This window comes from Stutzerimonas stutzeri (assembly GCF_000590475.1).
Lineage (GTDB): Bacteria > Pseudomonadota > Gammaproteobacteria > Pseudomonadales > Pseudomonadaceae > Stutzerimonas > Stutzerimonas stutzeri_D.
This window is the reverse complement of record NZ_CP007441.1, coordinates 2,877,623-2,897,417: the sequence shown is the minus strand read 5'-3', so window position 1 is coordinate 2,897,417 and position 19,795 is coordinate 2,877,623. Positions and strand designations below refer to the sequence as shown.

General features: G+C 59.6%; 16 protein-coding genes and 1 pseudogene. 15 read left to right on the top strand and 2 right to left on the bottom strand.

The window, feature by feature from the left end; genetic code table 11:
• Positions 1–126 precede the first annotated feature (126 nt).
• On the bottom strand, positions 127–993 hold the full coding sequence (locus tag CH92_RS13190; protein WP_025242239.1) for a LysR family transcriptional regulator: 867 nt from the start codon (positions 991–993) through the stop codon (positions 127–129).
• A 178-nt stretch (positions 994–1,171) separates the two neighbouring features.
• Here CH92_RS13190 and leuC point away from each other — a divergent pair, with 178 nt between their 5' ends.
• The 15 genes and pseudogenes from leuC (at position 1,172) to CH92_RS13120 (ending at position 17,478) form a co-directional block, all read left to right on the top strand.
• Positions 1,172–2,599 (top strand): 3-isopropylmalate dehydratase large subunit, encoded by a 1,428-nt coding sequence (leuC, locus tag CH92_RS13185; RefSeq protein ID WP_025242238.1) that lies wholly within the window; start codon positions 1,172–1,174, stop codon positions 2,597–2,599.
• A 10-nt stretch (positions 2,600–2,609) separates the two neighbouring features.
• Positions 2,610–3,257: a 3-isopropylmalate dehydratase small subunit gene (gene leuD / locus CH92_RS13180; protein ID WP_025242237.1), complete on the top strand. Its 648-nt coding sequence runs from the start codon at positions 2,610–2,612 to the stop codon at positions 3,255–3,257.
• 10 nt (positions 3,258–3,267) lie between these two features.
• Positions 3,268–3,639: a hypothetical protein gene (locus tag CH92_RS13175; protein ID WP_025242236.1), complete on the top strand. Its 372-nt coding sequence runs from the start codon at positions 3,268–3,270 to the stop codon at positions 3,637–3,639.
• A complete protein-coding gene (gene leuB / locus CH92_RS13170) occupies positions 3,636–4,718 on the top strand; it encodes a 3-isopropylmalate dehydrogenase (protein ID WP_025242235.1) in 1,083 nt (360 codons plus the stop codon). The genes CH92_RS13175 and leuB overlap by 4 nt, the downstream gene beginning before the upstream one ends.
• A 179-nt stretch (positions 4,719–4,897) precedes the next feature.
• Positions 4,898–6,010, top strand: a complete 1,113-nt coding sequence (gene asd / locus CH92_RS13165) for an aspartate-semialdehyde dehydrogenase (protein WP_025242234.1) — start codon at positions 4,898–4,900, stop codon at positions 6,008–6,010.
• 315 nt (positions 6,011–6,325) lie between these two features.
• A pseudogene (locus tag CH92_RS21880) lies at positions 6,326–6,424 on the top strand (aspartate-semialdehyde dehydrogenase); the annotation flags it as partial.
• 150 nt (positions 6,425–6,574) lie between these two features.
• Positions 6,575–9,313, top strand: a complete 2,739-nt coding sequence (locus tag CH92_RS13160; RefSeq protein WP_025242233.1) for a FimV/HubP family polar landmark protein — start codon at positions 6,575–6,577, stop codon at positions 9,311–9,313.
• 2 nt (positions 9,314–9,315) lie between these two features.
• A complete protein-coding gene (gene truA / locus CH92_RS13155; protein ID WP_025242232.1) occupies positions 9,316–10,185 on the top strand; it encodes a tRNA pseudouridine(38-40) synthase TruA in 870 nt (289 codons plus the stop codon).
• A 129-nt stretch (positions 10,186–10,314) separates the two neighbouring features.
• Positions 10,315–10,938 (top strand): phosphoribosylanthranilate isomerase, encoded by a 624-nt coding sequence (locus CH92_RS13150; protein WP_025242231.1) that lies wholly within the window; start codon positions 10,315–10,317, stop codon positions 10,936–10,938.
• Positions 10,939–11,161: 223 nt separating this feature from the next.
• A complete protein-coding gene (gene accD, locus CH92_RS13145) occupies positions 11,162–12,055 on the top strand; it encodes an acetyl-CoA carboxylase, carboxyltransferase subunit beta (protein ID WP_025242230.1) in 894 nt (297 codons plus the stop codon).
• On the top strand, positions 12,052–13,356 hold the full coding sequence (gene folC, locus CH92_RS13140; RefSeq protein WP_025242229.1) for a bifunctional tetrahydrofolate synthase/dihydrofolate synthase: 1,305 nt from the start codon (positions 12,052–12,054) through the stop codon (positions 13,354–13,356). The genes accD and folC overlap by 4 nt, the downstream gene beginning before the upstream one ends.
• Positions 13,340–13,975, top strand: a complete 636-nt coding sequence (locus CH92_RS13135) for an SPOR domain-containing protein (protein WP_025242228.1) — start codon at positions 13,340–13,342, stop codon at positions 13,973–13,975. The genes folC and CH92_RS13135 overlap by 17 nt, the downstream gene beginning before the upstream one ends.
• 137 nt (positions 13,976–14,112) lie before the next feature.
• Positions 14,113–14,625, top strand: a complete 513-nt coding sequence (locus CH92_RS13130) for a CvpA family protein (RefSeq protein WP_025242227.1) — start codon at positions 14,113–14,115, stop codon at positions 14,623–14,625.
• A gap of 87 nt (positions 14,626–14,712) precedes the next feature.
• Entirely contained in the window at positions 14,713–16,218 is a 1,506-nt protein-coding gene (gene purF, locus CH92_RS13125; protein ID WP_025242226.1) for an amidophosphoribosyltransferase, read from the top strand.
• 48 nt (positions 16,219–16,266) lie between these two features.
• Positions 16,267–17,478 (top strand): O-succinylhomoserine sulfhydrylase, encoded by a 1,212-nt coding sequence (locus CH92_RS13120; protein WP_025242225.1) that lies wholly within the window; start codon positions 16,267–16,269, stop codon positions 17,476–17,478.
• A 44-nt stretch (positions 17,479–17,522) separates the two neighbouring features.
• On the opposite strand, the gene gspD is transcribed toward CH92_RS13120, so the two are convergent.
• On the bottom strand, positions 17,523–19,793 hold the full coding sequence (gene gspD / locus CH92_RS13115; protein ID WP_025242224.1) for a type II secretion system secretin GspD: 2,271 nt from the start codon (positions 19,791–19,793) through the stop codon (positions 17,523–17,525).
• Positions 19,794–19,795 lie beyond the last annotated feature (2 nt).

Sequence of the window (19,795 nt, the reverse complement as noted above, 5' to 3'; positions counted from 1 at the left end):
ATGGCCTCGATCAGAAGGGGCAGGGAATCGCGGGCCGGGCAATGAAAGGCGATGCTCATGGACGCTCTGTGATCTTATTCTTATGCCGCGAACTTATCCGTAGCTAATGGCAAAGTGCAAGTGCGGTTAGTCGGCATCCAATAACGCCATGAACGCTTTCGCTGCATTCGATAGGGTGCGTTCGGTATGGGTGATGTAGCCGAGTTGCCGTGATAGCTGAACCCCCGTCAGCGGCAGACGCACCACTTGCTCATCGAGCATGGTACGGGGCAGTACGCTCCAGGCGATGCCAATGGACACCATCATCTTGATCGTCTCCAGGTAGTTGGTGCTCATCGCAATATTTGGCGTGAGGCCTTCGCGCTCGAACAGCCGCCGAGCGATGTGGTGGGTAAAAGTGTTACCGCCTGGAAATACCGCGGGATAGCCGGCGATGTCCGCCAGCGTGATTTCACGTTTTTGTGCCAGCGGATGCTCGGGGGCAACGACGAAGTCGAGCGGATCGTCCCAGACCTTGCTGGCCAGAATCGGGGCCGCCGTTTGTGGTGCCAGGGTAATCACGGCGAGTTCGGCGCGACCGTGCAGAACTTCCTCATAGGCGATTTCCGAGTCGAGGAAGCGGATATCGAGATTCACGCGTGGGTAGGCGCGGGTGAAGGCCCTCAGCAACGGCGGTAAGCGATGCAGACCGATGTGGTGGCTGGTTGCTAGGCTCAGCCGTCCGCTGACGTCCCCGTTGAGGTTGGTCAGCGCGCGGCGGGTATCGTCCAGCACGTTCAAAATCTGGTAAGCCCGGGGAAGTAAGGCTCTGCCGGCTTCGGTGAGGCCGATCTCACGCCCCATACGATCGAACAGGCGCACGTTCAGCTGTGATTCCAGTGCAGCCAGCCGCTTGCTCACCGCTGGTTGGGTGAGATGCAGCCGCTCCGCGGCCATGGAGAAACTCCCCGTTTCGGCGATGGCAAGGAAGGCGTTGAGGTTGGCGAGGTCCACTGGTTTAACTCCCACGGTCGGCTAAGACGCGTATTGGTTGGATAGGACAGCCTACCGTTATTCCTGAAGGGAATGCTTTGGATGAAAAATATGAATTTGAGTAATTCGATGCAACCCCCTAGCATCAACCTCATAAAGCAAAAGGGCTTTAGCCCAACGCACTGATGAGGAAAGTCTGATGGCCGGCAAAACGCTCTACGACAAGCTCTGGGAAATGCATGAGGTCAAGCGTCGTGACGATGGCTCGTCGCTGATTTACATCGACCGCCATATTCTTCACGAGGTGACCTCGCCGCAGGCCTTCGAGGGGCTGCGTCTGGCTAATCGCAAGCCATGGCGCATCGACGCCAATATCGCAACTCCGGATCACAACGTGCCGACCACTAAAGGCGAACGTCTGGGGGGCCTGGAAGCCATCGCAGACGAAGTTTCGCGTATCCAGGTACAAACGTTGGACGAGAACTGCGATGACTTCGGCATCCTCGAATTCAAGATGAACGATGTTCGACAGGGCATCGTGCATGTCATCGGTCCGGAGCAGGGCGCAACCTTGCCGGGGATGACGGTGGTCTGTGGCGACTCGCATACCTCCACTCACGGCGCATTTGCCGCGCTGGCGCATGGCATCGGCACTTCAGAGGTCGAGCATGTACTCGCGACCCAGTGCTTGGTCGCCAAAAAGATGAAGAACATGCAAGTGCGTGTCGAAGGCAAGTTGTCCTTCGGCGTGACCGCCAAGGACATCGTCCTGGCGGTGATCGGCAAGATCGGCACCGCCGGCGGCAACGGCCATGCGCTGGAATTCGCGGGTAGTGCGATTCGGGATCTGTCGATGGAAGGCCGCATGACCATCTGCAACATGTCCATCGAGGCCGGCGCACGCGTGGGCATGGTGGCCGCGGATGAGAAGACTATCGCTTATGTTGAAGGTCGCCCGTTCGCCCCCAAGGGCGCCGATTGGGACAAGGCCGTCGAGCTCTGGAAAGGTCTGGTATCTGACGACGACGCGGTATTCGACACAGTCGTCGAGTTGAACGCCGAGGAAATCAAACCGCAGGTCAGTTGGGGAACCTCGCCCGAGATGGTTCTGGCAGTCGACCAGAGTGTGCCTGATCCGGCGGCCGAGGCTGATCCGGTCAAGCGTGATTCCATATCCCGCGCGCTGAAATACATGGGGCTGCGCGCCAATCAGCCGATCACCGATATCCAGCTCGACCGCGTCTTCATTGGTTCTTGCACCAACTCGCGTATCGAAGACCTGCGCGCCGCTGCCGAAGTGGCCAAGGGCCGAAAAGTGGCGACTACAGTGAAGCAGGCGATGGTCGTGCCGGGTTCCGGGCTGGTCAAGCAACAGGCCGAGGCGGAAGGGCTGGACAAGATTTTTCTTGAAGCCGGTTTCGAATGGCGCGAGCCCGGCTGCTCCATGTGTCTGGCGATGAATCCCGACAAGCTGGGCAGCGGCGAACATTGCGCATCCACCTCCAACCGCAACTTCGAAGGACGGCAAGGTGCTGGCGGTCGGACTCATCTGGTGAGCCCAGCGATGGCTGCCGCCGCCGCGGTGACCGGTCGTTTCGTCGATGTTCGTGAATTGATCCAGGCCTGAGGAGAACGACATGAAGGCATTCACCCAGCACACCGGTCTCGTCGCGCCACTCGATCGCGCCAACGTCGATACCGACCAGATCATTCCGAAGCAGTTTCTTAAGTCGATCAAGCGTACCGGCTTCGGCCAGAATCTGTTCGACGAGTGGCGCTATCTGGATGTGGGGCAGCCCAACCAGGATTGCGTGAATCGTCCGGTGAACCACGAATTCGTATTGAATTTTCCTCGCTACCAGGGCGCCAGCGTCCTGCTCGCGCGTGAAAACTTCGGCTGTGGTTCTTCCCGGGAGCATGCGCCCTGGGCGCTCGAAGAGTACGGCTTCCGCACGATCATCGCGCCGAGCTTTGCCGACATCTTCTACAACAACAGCTTCAAGAACGGCCTGCTGCCGATCGTGCTGAAGGAAGAAGAGGTCGACGAACTGTTCGAGCAGGCCGAGGCCGCCGAGGGTTACCAGCTCACCGTGGATCTGGCCGCACAGACAGTCACCCGTCCTGATGGCAAACAATACGGTTTCGAGGTCGATGCGTTCCGCAAGCATTGCCTGCTCAATGGCCTGGACGATATCGGCCTCACGCTGCAGGACGCGGATGCCATCAAGGCCTTCGAGATTCGGCATCAACAGAGCCAGCCCTGGCTGTTCGGCGCGATCAAGTGAGAGGGTGACGATGAAACGTTTTCATATCGCCCTAGCGGTGGATGACCTTGATGATTCAATTGCCGACTATAACCGCCGGTTAGGTCAGCCGGCTGATGTGGTGGTTCCCGGCCGGTACGCCATGTGGCGCACCGATCAACTGAACTTCTCTATCAACCAGCAGCCGGGACATGGCGGCCAGCTGCGCCACGTCGGCTTCGAGGACGATGGGGCGCAAGGTTTCACTAGCGAGACGGATGTCAACGACCTGGTTTGGGAGGCTTTCTCTGCCGACGAGCAGGATAGACGCATCAAAGCTATGTACGGTCAGCCGGTACCCTCAATGATTCCAGGTGGTCGCGATGGCGACCGCCTCACCGAACAACTCGAGAAAACACGATGAGTAAACAGATTCTGATTCTTCCCGGCGATGGTATCGGTCCGGAAATCATGGCTGAAGCGGTCAAGGTACTGCAGCTGGCCAATGACAAGTTTCAGCTCGACTTGCAGCTGAGCTACGACGAACTGGGCGGCGCGGCGATCGACAAGTACGGTGTGCCGCTGGCCGACGAAACCCTGGAGCGCGCCCGGGCCGCCGATGCCATTCTGCTTGGCGCTGTAGGCGGGCCGAAGTGGGACACCATTGACCCGGCTATCCGCCCCGAGCGCGGACTGCTGAAGATCCGCTCGCAGCTGGGTCTGTTTGGCAATCTGCGTCCGGCGTTGTTATATCCTCAGCTGGCTGAAGCCTCGAGCCTGAAGCCGGAAATCGTGGCAGGTCTGGATATCCTCATCGTTCGCGAACTGACCGGTGGCATCTATTTCGGCCAGCCACGCGAGAGCAAGGTACTAAAAAATGGTGAGCGTATGGCATTCGATACGCTGCCTTACAGCGAAAGCGAAATTCGCCGGATCGCCAAGGTTGGTTTCGATATGGCTCGCGTGCGGGGCAAGAAGCTCTGCTCGGTGGACAAGGCCAACGTGCTGGCGTCCAGTCAGCTGTGGCGCGCCGTGGTGGAAGAGGTTGCCAAGGACTATCCGCAGGTCGAGCTCAGCCACATGTACGTCGACAACGCGGCGATGCAACTGGTGCGCGCGCCTAAGCAGTTCGACGTGATCGTCACCGACAATATGTTCGGCGACATTCTGTCGGACGAGGCTTCCATGCTGACCGGTTCGATCGGCATGCTGCCGTCTGCTTCACTCGATTCGAACAACAAGGGCATGTACGAGCCCTGCCATGGTTCGGCGCCGGATATCGCGGGCAAGGGCATCGCCAATCCGCTGGCGACCATCCTCTCGGTTTCGATGATGCTGCGCTACAGCTTCAACCAGATCGCGGCGGCGGATGCGATCGAGCAGGCCGTCAGCAATGTGCTAGACGAAGGCTTGCGCACCGGCGACATCTGGTCCGAAGGATGCGAGAAGGCCAATACGCGAGCGATGGGTGACGCGGTAGTCGCGGCGCTGTCGAAGTTGTAATCTCTCTGGTCCCATTGCACCGGCCGTTGACAGAGCTTGCGGGCAACGGCTAGGCGGACACGCCGAGTAACGGCGGAGGCGCTGCTGTTCAGGACACAGCGTGCTCGCTTGGAACCCGAAAGCGCATTTCGTTATCGACGGCCTGACAGATGGGCCACATATATATAGGTGTAGTTGCGATGAAACGTGTAGGTCTGATCGGTTGGCGCGGCATGGTCGGTTCCGTGCTCATGCAGCGGATGCTGGAGGAGCGGGATTTCGACCTGATCGAGCCAGTGTTCTTTACCACTTCCAACGTAGGCGGTCAGGGCCCTTCGATCGGCAAGGAAACCGCGCCGCTCAAAGACGCCTATAGCGTCGATGAACTGAAGACGCTCGACGTGATTCTTACCTGTCAGGGTGGCGACTACACCAGCGAAGTCTTCCCGAAGCTGCGCGAAGCGGGCTGGAAAGGATACTGGATCGATGCGGCTTCGACGCTGCGCATGCACGATGATGCCGTGATCGTACTCGATCCGGTCAACCGCAAGGTCATCGACCATCAGCTGGACGCGGGCATCCTCAACTATATCGGTGGCAACTGCACCGTCAGTTTGATGCTGATGGGCCTTGGTGGCCTGTTCGAGCATGGCTTGGTCGATTGGATGAGTGCCATGACCTATCAGGCTGCCTCAGGTGCCGGCGCGCAGAACATGCGCGAGCTGATCAAACAGATGGGCAGCATCAATGCGTCGGTCGCCAGTGAGCTCGCCGATCCGGCCAGCGCTATCCTGGAAATCGATCGCAAGGTCGCTGAGTGTCAGCGCTCCGAAACCTTCCCGGTTGATAATTTCGGCGTTCCGCTGGCCGGTAGCCTGATTCCCTATATCGACAAGGAGCTGCCAAACGGCCAGAGCCGCGAAGAATGGAAGGCGCAGGCCGAAACCAACAAGATTCTGGGCCGCTTCAAGAGTCCGATACCGGTAGATGGCATCTGTGTCCGTGTCGGCGCAATGCGCTGCCACAGCCAGGCGCTGACCATCAAGCTAAACAAGGATGTGCCCATCTCGGATATCGAAGGCATGATCAGTCAGCACAATCCTTGGGTGAAGCTCGTCCCGAACCATCGTGACGCGAGTATGCAGGAGCTGAGTCCGACCTCCGTGACTGGCACCCTGAGTGTACCGGTAGGCCGCCTGCGCAAACTGAATATGGGTTCCCATTACCTAGGAGCGTTCACGGTCGGGGATCAACTGCTTTGGGGGGCTGCCGAGCCACTGCGCCGCATGCTGCGCATCCTTCTAGAACGATAAACCTATAAAAAGTTGGACAGAAGCGCCCCGGTACAGCCGCGGCGCTTTTTTTTATGGATATAGAAAACCGCTCGGTTTGCATGACCTTGCGGCGACGAAAGCGACGCTCTGCGTGGCGCGGTTCGTCGGGTTAAGCCTCAATTGCGCTGCGTGACGAGCGGTTTGGGCTACAGTGACGGCCGTTCCGGCCGATGCAGTTCACAAGTCCTGTTCAGCGGACTGGACCTCAGGCGGGATGGGCTGCGGTTTATAAGCGAATGGGCGAGGCTGGTGCGTGGGATGGATCAATGCCCACGCGGCGACTTGCCTTTGGCATGCGCAGCTAATTTGTGGATTGTGTCTGATAACGTGCGAAAAGGCGCGACAGGCAATGCCGCACGGTCTGGTGGGTTGTTGATAAAACACTATCTGTAAAAGATACTTACTGGAAATTCGAAGAACTATTCTAGCTAACATGCTGTTTAGGCTTATCGCTGACGGGGGAACCGCCACCTGGCGGGGCAGGCAGTGACTATAAGACCCTCTCGAAGATCCGAGAAAAGTTAAAAAACAAGGATTTACACAATGGTTCGGGTTCGCAATCTGGTGCTGGCAATCGCGGCTGCTACCGCGCTGACTTCCGAAATGGCTTACGCGCTGGGGCTGGGAGAGGTCACGCTGAAGTCCGCGCTGAATCAACCGCTAGTGGCTGAAATCGAATTGTTGGACGCGAAGACGCTGGCGCCGGGTGAGGTGGTTCCGGTTCTGGCATCCGCTGCAGATTTCAATCGGGCAGGTGTCGACCGCCAATATTTTCTGACGGACCTTACGTTTACCCCAATCCTGCGCCCAGACGGTAAAAGCGTTATTCGGGTATCGTCGACCAAGCCGGTTCGCGAACCCTATCTGAATTTCCTCATTGAAGTGCTCTGGCCCAGTGGCCGTCTCCTTCGCGAATACACCTTGCTGCTGGATCCTCCGTTGTATTCGCCGGAGATCGCTGCCGCCGTTGCACCTCAGCTACCGATTGCAGCTCCTGCTTCTCGTCCCGCCTCGACGCCGCGGCCGGCAAGCCCGTCTGCTCCGGTATCCTCCAGTCTGTCCGGGCAGCAAGGCGAGGGATACAAGGTCACGCCCAACGACACTCTCTGGGAAATCGCTGAGCGCACACGTCAGGGCGGCACCGTGCATCAGACCATGCTCGCCATTCAGGATCTGAACCCTGACGCGTTCATCGGCGGCAATATCAATCGAATGAAGAATGGTCAAGTGCTGCGCTTACCGAACGCCGAGCAGATTGGCAGTCGTTCGCAAGCCGAGGCTATTCAGCAGGTTGCCCAACAGAACGCCAGCTGGCGTCAGCCTACTGGCTCAGCTGCTGCAGGCGCTCGTCAGCTCGACGCCACCCAGCGTGGTTCGGCAGGTGCCGCACCCTCTCGAAGTGATCAAGGCGATAATCTGCGGCTGGTTGCGCCGGAAACCGGTAAATCCACCACTGGTAGCGATGCCGGCACCGGGGATGACGCGTCGGCATTGCGCGACAAGCTTTCTGTTACCGAGGAAAGCCTCGATTCCAGTCGTCGTGAGAACCTGGACCTCAAGGATCGCCTCAACGACCTGCAGAGTCAGTTGGATAAGCTGCAACGCCTGATGCAACTCAAGGATGATCAGCTTGCCAAATTGCAGGCTCAGTTGGCGACTGGAGCGGAGCCTGGAGCAGACACCGAGGCGCCTGCAAACCCTTCGGCCGATGAGCTTGAATCAAACGAGGCCGTTACTCCGGAAGCGACTGGAGTTGCGCCTGAGACGAATACCGAAACAGAAGCTGACGATTCGGCGTCGCCGGCACCTCTGAGCGAAGCAGCGGCTCCACAGAAGCCGGACGCTCAGCCGCCTGCTGTTGCAGCAGCTCCTGCGGCACCGGCTGCAGTTGCGCAGACGTCTGACAGCGATAGCTACGTCGATGAGTTGTTGGGAAATCCTGTTCTGCTCGGCGTTTTAGGTGGCAGTGCGCTGTTGCTGTTGTTGGTGGGGCTGATGGCACTGTCTCGCCGCAACGCCATGAAAGAGGCCGAACTGCAGGAAAGTCTGCTGGCTGATGACGCCCCGGACGCGTTTTACGTCGCGCAGCCGGATATCGACTCATCGGATGTCGAATCGGTCGGCCACGGCGCTGAGCAGGATGCCGATGGGCATTCCGAGGGTTCGCTTGCTGCCGCTGGCAACGATCCGCTTGCCGAGGCCGATATTTATATCGCATATGGTCGTTTCAATCAGGCTGCCGACCTGCTGCAGAACGCACTGAACGATGAGCCTCAGCGCAGCGATCTTCGTCTGAAGCTTATGGAAGTCTATGCCGAACTCGGAGATCGTGATGGCTTCGCTCGGCAGGAAGCGGAACTGCGTGATATTGGCGGCTCTACCGCGGCGATAGAGCAGACCAAGGCCAGATACCCAGCGATGGTCACCGCAACGGGCGCTGGTGCGGCAGCAGCGGCCTCGGCGAGTACCGATGATTTCGACAATTTCAGCCTGGACGACCTCGAGCTTGAGGAGCCTGCACCTGCAGCAGAACAGCGCACGGACGGCAGTTTTGATCTGAGCCTGGACGACCTCGAATTGGACGACGACCTCGCTGGCACAGCGGCGCCGACTAACGCTGCCACAGCAGAGCTCGACGAACTCAATTTCGACGAGCTCAGTCTCGAAACTGCGACTCAGGAACAAGGCGCAGACGACTTCTCTTTCGATCTGAACGAACCGTCCAAGTCGGACGAGGTTTCCCTTGAGGACGAGCTGGCCGGCTTCTCGCTCGATCTCGATGATCAGCCAGCGACCAGCCCTCGTAATGACGAATTGATCTCGGACCTCGAAGACGAACCATCGAAGTCCGATACCCTCGAGTCGGTCGATGATTTTGATTTCGAACTTTCCGACTCTGTGCAGCCCGCTGACATGCCTGATGAGTTCGATCTATCGCTGGCTGACGAGGCTACCGAGGACGCTACTCCTGAGCGTTTTTCGTCAGAACTGGATGAAGTCGAGGCCGAGCTTGAAGACCTGTCGCGAGACGTTGAGCCGCTTGATCAGCCCGAGCCGCTCGCAGCGATGGTCGCGCCTGTCGATCCGGCATCAGAGGCCGTGGACGATGATTTCGATTTCTTCTCCGATACCGATGAAACCACTACAAAGCTGGACCTTGCTCGCGCCTACATCGACATGGGGGATGCGGAAGGTGCTCGGGACATACTCGATGAAGTCATGAGCGAGGGGAGCGACACTCAGCAGCAAGAGGCGCGCGAGATGCTCGCCAAACTAGCCTGACCATGACTGAAGCAGTATCTGAAGCGGCAGCCCCATCGGCTGCCGTTGACGTTTTCAGAATCGCCCTCGGAGTCGAATACAAAGGTTCCCGTTATCGCGGGTTCCAGCGTCAGCGCGACGGCGTGCCGTCCGTTCAGCTTTCCCTGGAAAAGGCATTGAGCAAAGTTGCTGGCGGTCATCCCGTCGTGCTGAGTTGTGCCGGGCGTACCGATGCGCTCGTTCATGCTTGCGGCCAGGTGGTGCATTTCGACACGCCTGTGACGCGTTCCATGCACGCCTGGGTCATGGGTGCGAACATGAACCTGCCGGGCGATATCAGCGTGACCTGGGCCAAAGAGATGCCGAAGACTTTCGATGCGCGCTTCAGCGCTATGGCCCGTCGCTATCGCTACGTGATTTACAACGACCAGATTCGCCCCGCGCACCTTGCTGAAGAGGTGACCTGGAACCACCGCCCGCTGAATGTCGCGCTGATGCGCGAAGCGGCCAAGGCTTTCGTCGGGACCCACGACTTCAGTGCGTTTCGGGCGCGTCAGTGCCAAGCGAAGTCCCCGATCAAGACGATCCATCATCTGGAGTTGCTCGAATACGGCCGGCTCATCGTGATTGACGTTCGCGCCAACGCTTTTCTGCATCATATGGTGCGAAACTTCGCTGGCGTGTTGATGACCATCGGCGCGGGCGAGCGACCGGTGGAGTGGGCCAGAGAAGTGCTGGAATCACGGATCAGGCGAACTGGCGGAGTGACGGCGCATCCGTATGGCCTGTATCTGGTCCAAGTGGATTATCCAGAGCATTTCCAATTGCCTGAACGCTATCTCGGACCGCATTTTCTGTCTGGTTTGCCGGATGTTCGAAGTCAGCTGACGTAGTGTCCCAAAATCGAGTGGTTGCGGCGGGCGGGAAAGCATCGTTCTGGATATCGTCTGGTAGACCGATGCGGGTTGCAGCCTTCGGCGCTTTTGTTACCATCCAGCGTCTTCCCTCACAGGTGCCTGCCGTTGCCTATCGTTCGTAGCAAGATATGTGGAATCACGCGTATCGAGGACGCGCTTGTTGCTGCCGCTGCTGGTGCGGACGCTATCGGTCTGGTGTTTTACGCCAAAAGCCCGCGGGCGGTAAGTATTTCGCAGGCGCGGGCGATTATCGCCGCGCTGCCTCCTTTCGTCACGACTGTGGGCTTGTTCGTCAACGCATCGCGTTGCGAGCTCAACGAAATACTCGATGCCGTTCCGCTGGATATGCTGCAGTTTCACGGTGACGAAACACCGACTGATTGCGAGGGTTTTCACCGCCCATGGTACAAGGCGCTCAGGGTTCTGCCGGGCGAGGACATCCGGGCGCAGGCTACCCGCTATGTTGGAGCAAGCGCTATTCTGCTCGATACCTTCGTTGCAGGTGTTCCAGGAGGGACGGGCGAAGTATTCGACTGGTCGTTGATTCCCGCCGATCTGCCCAAGCCGCTGATACTTGCTGGCGGGCTAACCCCCCGGAACGTTCAACAGGCGCTGGCCGAAGTACGGCCGTTCGCCGTCGATGTCAGCGGTGGGGTGGAGGCAAGCAAGGGCATCAAGGATGCCGAGAGCGTGCGGGAGTTCGTTCGGCTGGTGCGGGCGACGATGTGACGAACCGAGAGTGATTGCCGTCCAGTTACCATTCGCTGGGTTGGCGGACCCACCATTGTTGCGCCCGTTAATGGATGGTGCGCCAGATTTCAGCGACAGCGCCCCTTTTGGGCTATCGCCTACGCGACGCGGGGAGCTCCGACCGGAGGCCGGTCGCAACGATAAATTTGCCGGTGCGTGCAGTCGTTACGCGCGGGACTGACAAGCTGTGGAGAATAAAAGCATGAGCAACTGGCTGGTAGACAAGCTGATCCCTTCGATCATGCGCTCGGAAACGCAGAAAAGCTCGGTGCCCGAAGGCCTGTGGCACAAGTGTCCGTCGTGCGAGGCGGTCCTGTATCGCCCGGAGCTGGAGAAAACGCTGGATGTCTGCCCGAAATGTCAGCATCACATGCGTATCGACGCGCGAACTCGTCTGGATATCTTTCTCGACAACGAAGGGCGCGAAGAGATCGCCGCCGATCTCGAGCCTGTTGACCGCTTGAAGTTTCGCGATAGCAAGAAGTATAAAGATCGTCTCTCCGCTGCCCAGAAGCAGACGGGCGAAAAGGATGCATTGATTGCCATGAGCGGGACATTGATGCGTATGCCGGTCGTGGCCTGCGCATTCGAATTCTCCTTTATGGGCGGGTCCATGGGGGCTATTGTCGGAGAGCGTTTCGTTCGCGCCGCCAATGCCGCGCTCGAGCAGCGTTGCCCTCTGGTCTGCTTCGCCGCGTCCGGTGGGGCCCGGATGCAGGAGGCACTGATTTCGCTCATGCAGATGGCCAAAACTTCCGCGGTGCTGGCCCGGATGCGCGAGGAGGGGGTGCCGTTCATTTCCGTTCTGACCGATCCGGTTTATGGCGGCGTATCCGCGAGTCTGGCCATGCTGGGCGACGTCATCGTCGCCGAGCCCAAGGCACTGATTGGCTTTGCGGGTCCACGCGTGATCGAGCAGACGGTACGTGAGAAGCTCCCAGAAGGGTTCCAGCGCAGTGAGTTCCTGCTGGACCACGGCGCCATCGACCTGATCATCCCGCGCGCCGAGTTGCGTGCTCGCATATCGCGTCTTCTTGCTCAGCTGCAACAACTACCGACTCCTGCGGAGCCGGCTCTGGTGACGGCGGACGCATGACTCGGCGGCGTCTGCAGGACTGGCTCGAGTATCTCGAGCAGCTGCACCCTACCGCCATCGATATGGGGCTTGATCGCTGCCGCGCGGTGGCGACAAGACTTGGACTCACACGTCCGGCTCCTCAGGTCGTTACCGTCACAGGCACAAACGGTAAAGGCTCGACCTGCGCCTTCATTGCCAAGATGCTGGCGGGGCAGGGCAAGACGGTGGGCGTTTACAGCTCACCGCACCTGTTGCGTTACAACGAGCGTGTGCGCCTCAATGGAGCTGATGTCAGCGACGATGCGCTATGCGAAGCTTTCGAGGCGGTCGAGCGCGCACGTGGCTCGGTCTCCCTGACCTATTTTGAGATGGGTACGCTGGCCGCGTTCTGGCTTTTCGAGCGCGAGGCACTGGATGCCGTGGTGCTGGAGGTCGGTCTGGGCGGGCGTCTCGACGCGGTAAACCTGATCGATGCCAATGTTGCGGTGGTCACCAATATCGGTTTGGATCATGCCGAATGGTTAGGGTTCACGCGCGAGAGCGTGGCGTTTGAAAAGTCTGGGATATTTCGCTCCTCCAAACCCGCCGTATGCGGTGATCCTTCACCACCAGAATCGATGCTGGAACACGCCAATCAGTCCGCCGTGCCGTTGTTGGTGCGCGGGTGCGACTTCGATCTGGTGAGAGAAGCCACCTGTTGGCACTGGCAGGGTAAAGACGGGGCCGGGAACGCGTTGGAATTGCGAAATCTGCCAATGCTTAGTTTGCCGCTGGAAAACGCCGCGCTGGCATTGCAGGCGTTTGCATTGATCGAGCCGTCCTGGAGCTCGGAGTCGCTCATCGAAGCGTTGCGGAATACGCGTGTTACTGGGCGTCTGGATCGGCGGACGGTTCGCTGGAAGGGCCGAGAGCTGGTGATACTGCTCGATGTCGGGCACAACCCCCACGCGGCCGCCTATTTGGCCACACAACTCCGACAGCAGCCGAAATCCGGTCGCCGACTGGCGGTGTTCGGCTTGTTGGCTGACAAAGACCTGTCCGGCGTGATCGACGAATTGCGGCCGGTCGTCGATACTTGGGCGGTTGCGCCATTAGCGACGCCTCGTTCGCGCTCTGCAGCCGAGCTGAGTTCGTCATTGATGGAACGGGGCGCGATCGTCACTATCTACCCTGGAATATCTCAGGCACTCGAACAGCAGTGTGATCAGGCTGCAGAGGGGGACGAGATATTGCTGTTCGGATCTTTTTATTGCGTGGCTGAGGCGTTGGCCTGGCTTGAGCGACACGCAACGGGTGGAGGGCATAGTCTTGGTGGATAGAGGTTTAGTTCAGCGTATCGTCGGTGCTCTGGTGCTTGTTGCGCTGGCAGTGATATTCGTTCCGATGCTTTTCAATCGTGACGATGCTGACCAACAGGTTGCCGTGGATGCGCCGCAAATGCCCGAAGCACCCGCTGTGCCTGCGATCGAGACACGGCCTGTCGATGTCCCGGATCCGCAGGTCGAGCCCTTTCCTGAAGAATTTGAAATCATCGACGAGGCGGGGCCCACAGCCGAGTCTGAGGCTCCAGCGGCCCCCATCAGTCCGGCCCCTGTTGAGCCGCAGCCAACGCCTCCAGTAGCGGCTGAGCCGACAACCGTCCAGGCTCCAGTATCCGCGCCGGCCACATCAGAAGAAAAACGCCTGGATACCGCGAACCTTCCGGTTAGCTGGTCGGTGCAGCTGGCCAGTTTGTCCAGTCGCGAGAACGCTGACAAGCTGCAGCAAACGCTGCGAACACAGGGCTATAACGCCTATATACGCACCGCGGACGGGATGAATCGTGTGTTCGTCGGGCCGTTGGTGGAGCGGGCGGAAGCCAATCGCTTGCGTGATCAGCTGCAGCGACAACAGAAACTGAACGGGTTCGTTGTGCGCTTCAAGCCCGAACAGGGCTGAAGCCGCTGCGCATCGGCATCCGGCTGGCTTACCTGATGGTGGCTCAGCCGGCTGCGGGCAAGAGCAAGCTCGTGGTGCTTACTCCTTGGCAGGTGCTCTGCTAAAATACGCCGCCTTTCTCCTTTGCAGGAAACCCCGTGACGCTCACCTGGGTCGATTGGGCGTTTATCGCCGTTGTGGTCATCTCCAGCCTGATCAGCTTGAAGCGCGGTTTCGTCAAGGAAGCGCTTTCCCTGCTCACCTGGATTATTGCTGGTGTCGTTGCCTGGATGTTCGGTGGTGCGCTGTCACATCATCTTGCCGAATTCATTAGCACTCCTTCCTTTCAAGTCATCGCAGCATGCGTGATTCTGTTCGTCGTGACCTTACTGGTAGGCGCACTGATCAATTTCCTCATCGGTGAGCTGGTTCGAGTAACCGGCCTGTCCGGCACGGATCGCTTTCTCGGAATGGTGTTCGGTGCGGCCCGAGGCGGGTTGCTGATCGTGGTGCTGGTGGGGCTCCTTAGCCTTGCGCCAGTACAGCAGGACCCATGGTGGCGCGAGTCGACACTGCTACCGCATTTTTTGTTGGTTGCCGACTGGTCGAAGAACCTGATCCTTGGGTTTGGAAGCCAGTGGGTGGCCGGCTCGCTCGACGCCTCAGGCTGAGACGAGCATTTTTACAACGGGCGCGCTCAAGGCTTTCAGGCCTGTGGCATGTCCGGATCAGCCTGTAATAACTGAGAGGTTCCTTGCATGTGTGGCATTGTCGGCATCGTCGGTAAGTCGAACGTCAATCAAGCGTTGTATGACGCGCTTACCGTACTGCAACACCGTGGGCAGGATGCAGCCGGAATCGTGACCAGCGACGGCGGCAAGCTGTTCCTGCGCAAGGACAACGGGTTGGTTCGCGACGTCTTCCAGCAGCGCCACATGCAGCGTCTGGTCGGCAACATGGGTATTGGCCACGTACGGTACCCAACCGCCGGCAGCTCGAGCTCTGCGGAGGCTCAGCCGTTCTACGTGAACTCGCCCTATGGCATCACCCTCGCTCATAATGGCAACCTGACCAACGTCGACCAGTTGACCAAGGAAATCTACGAGTCCGACCTACGTCATGTGAATACCAATTCCGATTCGGAGGTGCTGCTCAACGTGTTCGCACACGAGCTGGCCGTACGAGGCAAGCTGCAGCCCACCGAGGAGGATGTATTCGCTGCGGTGGCCAAGGTCCATGAGCGCTGCGTGGGTGGGTATGCGGTAGTGGCCATGGTGACCGGATACGGCATCGTCGGCTTCCGCGATCCTCACGCCATTCGCCCAATCGTCTTCGGCCAGCGCCACACCGACCAGGGCGTCGAATACATGATCGCCTCTGAAAGCGTCGCGCTGGACGTACTGGGCTTTTCGCTGATCCGCGATCTGGCACCGGGCGAAGCGGTTTACATCACGGCAGATGGCAAGCTTCACACCCGTCAGTGCGCACCGAATCCTCATTATGCCCCCTGCATTTTCGAGCACGTTTATCTGGCGCGCTCCGACTCCCTGATGGACGGCGTTTCGGTGTACAAGGCGCGCCTGCGCATGGGTGAGAAGCTGGCGGACAAGATTCTGCGCGAGCGCCCGGATCACGACATCGACGTCGTCATCCCGATTCCGGACACCAGCCGCACGGCGGCGCTGGAGCTGGCTAACCGCCTGGGTGTGAAGTTCCGCGAAGGTTTCGTCAAGAATCGCTACATCGGCCGAACCTTCATCATGCCGGGCCAGGCAGCACGCAAGAAATCCGTGCGGCAGAAGCTCAATGCCATCGATCTTGAGTTCCGTGGCAAGAACGTCATGCTGGTGGATGACTCCATCGTCCGCGGCACGACCTGCAAGCAGATCATTCAGATGGCTCGCGAAGCCGGGGCGAGGAACGTTTATTTCTGTTCCGCCGCGCCTGCTGTCCGTTACCCGAACGTCTATGGCATCGACATGCCCAGCGCGCACGAACTCATTGCGCACAACCGCAGTACCGAAGAGGTTGCAGAGTTGATCGGCGCCGACTGGCTGATCTATCAGGATCTCCCTGATCTGATCGACGCCGTCGGCGGTGGTAAGGTCAAGATAGAGAATTTCGATTGCGCGGTATTCGATGGCAAATATGTGACCGGCGATATCGACGATGTCTATCTGCACAAGATCGAGCAGGCGCGCAACGACATGAGTAAGAACAAGGGCGTCGCAGGCAGTGCCATCATCGATCTCTACAACAACTGATCGCCAAAATCCGGTGGCATTGCCGCCTCGAATCAGGTGGAAACGACTATGACAACCGACTGGGATGCGGGCCGACTGGACAGTGATCTGTCCGGCGTAGGCATGGACACATTAGCGGTTCGTGCCGGCCAGCACCGCTCGCCTGAGGGTGAGCACGGCGAGCCGCTCTTTTTCACGTCCAGCTACGTGTTTCGCAGTGCTGCCGACGCCGCCGCGCGTTTTGCCGGCGAAGTGCCGGGCAATGTCTATTCGCGCTATACCAACCCCACCGTGCGCGCGTTCGAAGAGCGCATTGCCGCCATGGAGGGTGCCGAGCAGGCCGTGGCGACCGCATCCGGTATGGCCGCCATCCTGGCAACGGTGATGAGTCTGTGCTCGGCCGGCGATCATGTGCTGGTGTCGCGCAGCGTCTTCGGTGCGACGGTTTCGTTGTTCGAGAAGTACCTCAAGCGCTTCGGGCTCGAAGTCGACTACGTTCCGCTCACGGATGTCGGCGTCTGGGAGCCGGCGTTCAAACCCAATACCCGCCTGGTGTTTGTCGAGTCGCCTTCGAATCCCCTGGCCGAACTGGTGGATATCGAAGCCTTGGCTTCGCTCTGCCATGCAAAGGGCGCCATGTTGGCGGTGGACAACTGCTTCTGCACGCCGGTGCTGCAACAACCGCTAGCACTTGGCGCGGACATCATCATCCACTCGGCCACCAAGTACATCGACGGGCAGGGCCGCTGCCTGGGTGGGGTTGTGGCTGGCAAAGCGGAGCAGATGAAAGAAGTGGTGGGCTTTTTGCGTACGGCCGGCCCTACGCTGAGCCCATTCAACGCCTGGGTCTTTCTCAAGGGGTTGGAAACCTTGCGGCTGCGCATGCAGGCCCATTGCGCCAGCGCGCAGGTGTTGGCCGAGTGGCTCGAACAACAGCCGGGCATTGAAAAGGTGTATTACGCCGGCTTGTCCAGCCATCCGCAACATGAGCTGGCCAAGCGCCAGCAGAAAGGTTTCGGAGCGGTGCTGAGTTTCGAGGTGGCTGGGGGTAAGGACAGTGCGTGGCGTTTCATCGATGCAACCCGTCTGATTTCCATCACGGCTAATCTGGGCGACAGCAAAACCACCATCACCCATCCGGGTTCAACCACCCATGGTCGGCTTTCCCCCGAAGATCGTGCGACAGCCGGTATTCGCGACAGCCTGATCCGCGTGGCGGTGGGCCTGGAAGATGTGGCCGATCTGAAAGCCGACCTCGCTCGAGGACTGGCCGCGCTCTGATGCGATCCTGGCGGCCCGAGCGGGTCGCCAAGATGGCACGGCTATCAGTTATCCCCGGATTCAAAATTCACTATGAAGCCGTCCAGGCGCTGTTCTTCGGCGAGCTGGTCGCGGAGCCGATTGGCTTCCTGGCGCTGACCCACCGGTCCGACGAAGACGCGATGAGTGCGGCCCGTTGACCTGATATAAGCATCGAAGCCTTCAGCACCCAGCTTTTCCTGCAATGCCTTGGCGCCGTCGCGGTTTTGCAGGCTGGCTACTTGTACGGCCCAGCCCGAACGCATCGCTGATTGTGGTTGTGCCTGTGCCTGTGGCGCGACAGTTGCTGGCGCCCGTTGGGTTGCGGGTGCCTTGGGTATTGCACGGCGCTGCGCCGGCTCGTTGGAGCGAAGGTCGATCGCTGGCGCAGGCTGGCCTTGGCCATCGAATAGTCGCTCGGGCGTGGCGGGAAGAATACTCGGGCTGTCAGATTCGGTTTCGATGACCCGGATGTCGCTGTATTTCTTGCCAGAAAGGGCCGCGAGTCCGGCGCGATCACGAACGACAGTCGGCCGCAGGAAGACCATGAGGTTGCGCTTGACATGGGTTTCCTGGGTGGAGCGAAACAGTCCGCCGAGCAGCGGGATGTCGCCGAGCAACGGAACCTTGGAGTTAGTCTGGGTCACGTCGTCCTGAATCAGCCCGCCGAGCACGATCACCTGGCCATCCTCGGCGAGAATGGTGCTCTTGATCGACCGCTTGTTGGTTACCAGATCAACCGCCTGTGCGGACAGGCTCGCCGAGGGCGCGATCGAGGAAATTTCCTGTTCGATTTCCAGGCGTAGCGTAGCGCCATCGTTGATGTGCGGCACGACCTTCAACGTCACGCCAATGTCCTGTCGTTCGATAGTGGTGAAGGGGTTGTTCGCCCCGGACGAGTCGGTCGTATAGCTGCCGGTCTGAAACGGCACGTTCTGTCCTACGAGGATCTCTGCTTCCTGGTTGTCGAGCGTCAGTAGGCTGGGAGTTGACAGCAGGTTGCTCTTGCTGTTTGCCGAAAGGGCAGTGATCAAGGCGCCAAAGCTGCGCGTGCCGATGCCGATGATGGCGCCATCGGGAAGGTCGGTGGGGATCTCGTCTTCCTGGATCGCATTGAGCACGCTGCCGATGGATATACCGGTATTGCCGAAGCTGACTCCGCCGGCGCCACCGGTGCTGCCGCGCGCATCGACTGCCCACTGAACGCCAAGGGCGTCGGAGATATCACCGGAGACTTCGACGATGGCCGCCTCGACCATGACCTGGGCGCGTGGGATGTCCAACTGCCGCACGATGGACTCAAGGGTGCCGATCAGCTCGGGCTCGGCGAGCATGACCAGGGCGTTGAGGCTTTCGTCGGCGCGAATGAGGATGTTCTGTTGTCTTCCGCCTTGGGCTTCGCCATCGGTTGGAGTTGCGAGGCTTTCGGAAATGTCGCCAAGGGTCTCGGCCAGGGCCTTGGCATCGTTGTGGCGCAGGCGAATGACCCGCGTGTTGGCCGAGCGGGTGCTCGGTGTGTCGAGCGTTTTCGCCAGGCTGGCGAGCTTCTGTCGCGCCTGCTCAGGCCCGGTAAAAACTAGTCGATTAGTGCGCGAATCGGCAATGATCTGCGCGCCCGCGGTATCACGCGCCTCGCCCCGGGCGAGTGTGTTGCGCAGCACCTCGGCGATATCCGCAGCCCAGCCGTACTGTAAGTTCACTACGCTGTGGTCGTCGGTTTGAGCGCGGTCGAGCTGGCGGACCAGGTCCTCGATGCGAGCGATGTTCGCGCTGCGGTCGCTGATGATCAGTGCATTGGCAGACGCTACGGCGGCGAGGTGGCCATACTGCGGCACCAGTGGGCGAATCAGCGGGATCAACTCGGTGGCGGACGTATGCTGGACTTGAATCACTCGGGTTTCCAGCAGATCGCCGCCGGTCGGCCCCCCGCCAGCCTCCGATTTCGCCTCGGCGTTGGGCACGATTCGTGTGATTTCGCCTTGGGTGAGGACGCTGTAGCCGTGCGTCGCCATGACCGAGAGGAACAGTTGATAAACCTCGGACAGGGAGAGGGTCGTCGACGACACCACACTGACCTGGCCTTTTACGCGCGGATCGACAATGAAGGTCTGCCCGGTCAATTGGCTGATCTGATCGACGAAGGCGCGGATGTCGGCATCCTTGAGGTTGATTGTCCAGCCGTCCTGCTGGGTGTTGCTCGGCTCGATTCCGGGGTCGGCCGCCAGCAAAGGCAGGGGAGCGGCGAGCATTCCGGCGGCGAGCAAGGCAATGAGCGGGCGGGAGGAAAAAGGCAGCATCG

Excerpts from the sequence above, each read along its gene's own strand:
- leuC (WP_025242238.1), top strand. The coding sequence starts at position 1,172 with ATGGCCGGCAAAACGCTCTACGACAAGCTCTGGGAAATGCATGAGGTC.
- leuD (WP_025242237.1), top strand. The coding sequence starts at position 2,610 with ATGAAGGCATTCACCCAGCACACCGGTCTCGTCGCGCCACTCGATCGC.
- CH92_RS13175 (WP_025242236.1), top strand. The coding sequence starts at position 3,268 with ATGAAACGTTTTCATATCGCCCTAGCGGTGGATGACCTTGATGATTCA.
- leuB (WP_025242235.1), top strand. The coding sequence starts at position 3,636 with ATGAGTAAACAGATTCTGATTCTTCCCGGCGATGGTATCGGTCCGGAA.
- asd (WP_025242234.1), top strand. The coding sequence starts at position 4,898 with ATGAAACGTGTAGGTCTGATCGGTTGGCGCGGCATGGTCGGTTCCGTG.
- CH92_RS13160 (WP_025242233.1), top strand. The coding sequence starts at position 6,575 with ATGGTTCGGGTTCGCAATCTGGTGCTGGCAATCGCGGCTGCTACCGCG.
- truA (WP_025242232.1), top strand. The coding sequence starts at position 9,316 with ATGACTGAAGCAGTATCTGAAGCGGCAGCCCCATCGGCTGCCGTTGAC.
- accD (WP_025242230.1), top strand. The coding sequence starts at position 11,162 with ATGAGCAACTGGCTGGTAGACAAGCTGATCCCTTCGATCATGCGCTCG.
- folC (WP_025242229.1), top strand. The coding sequence starts at position 12,052 with ATGACTCGGCGGCGTCTGCAGGACTGGCTCGAGTATCTCGAGCAGCTG.
- purF (WP_025242226.1), top strand. The coding sequence starts at position 14,713 with ATGTGTGGCATTGTCGGCATCGTCGGTAAGTCGAACGTCAATCAAGCG.
- CH92_RS13120 (WP_025242225.1), top strand. The coding sequence starts at position 16,267 with ATGACAACCGACTGGGATGCGGGCCGACTGGACAGTGATCTGTCCGGC.
- gspD (WP_025242224.1), bottom strand. The coding sequence starts at position 19,793 with ATGCTGCCTTTTTCCTCCCGCCCGCTCATTGCCTTGCTCGCCGCCGGA.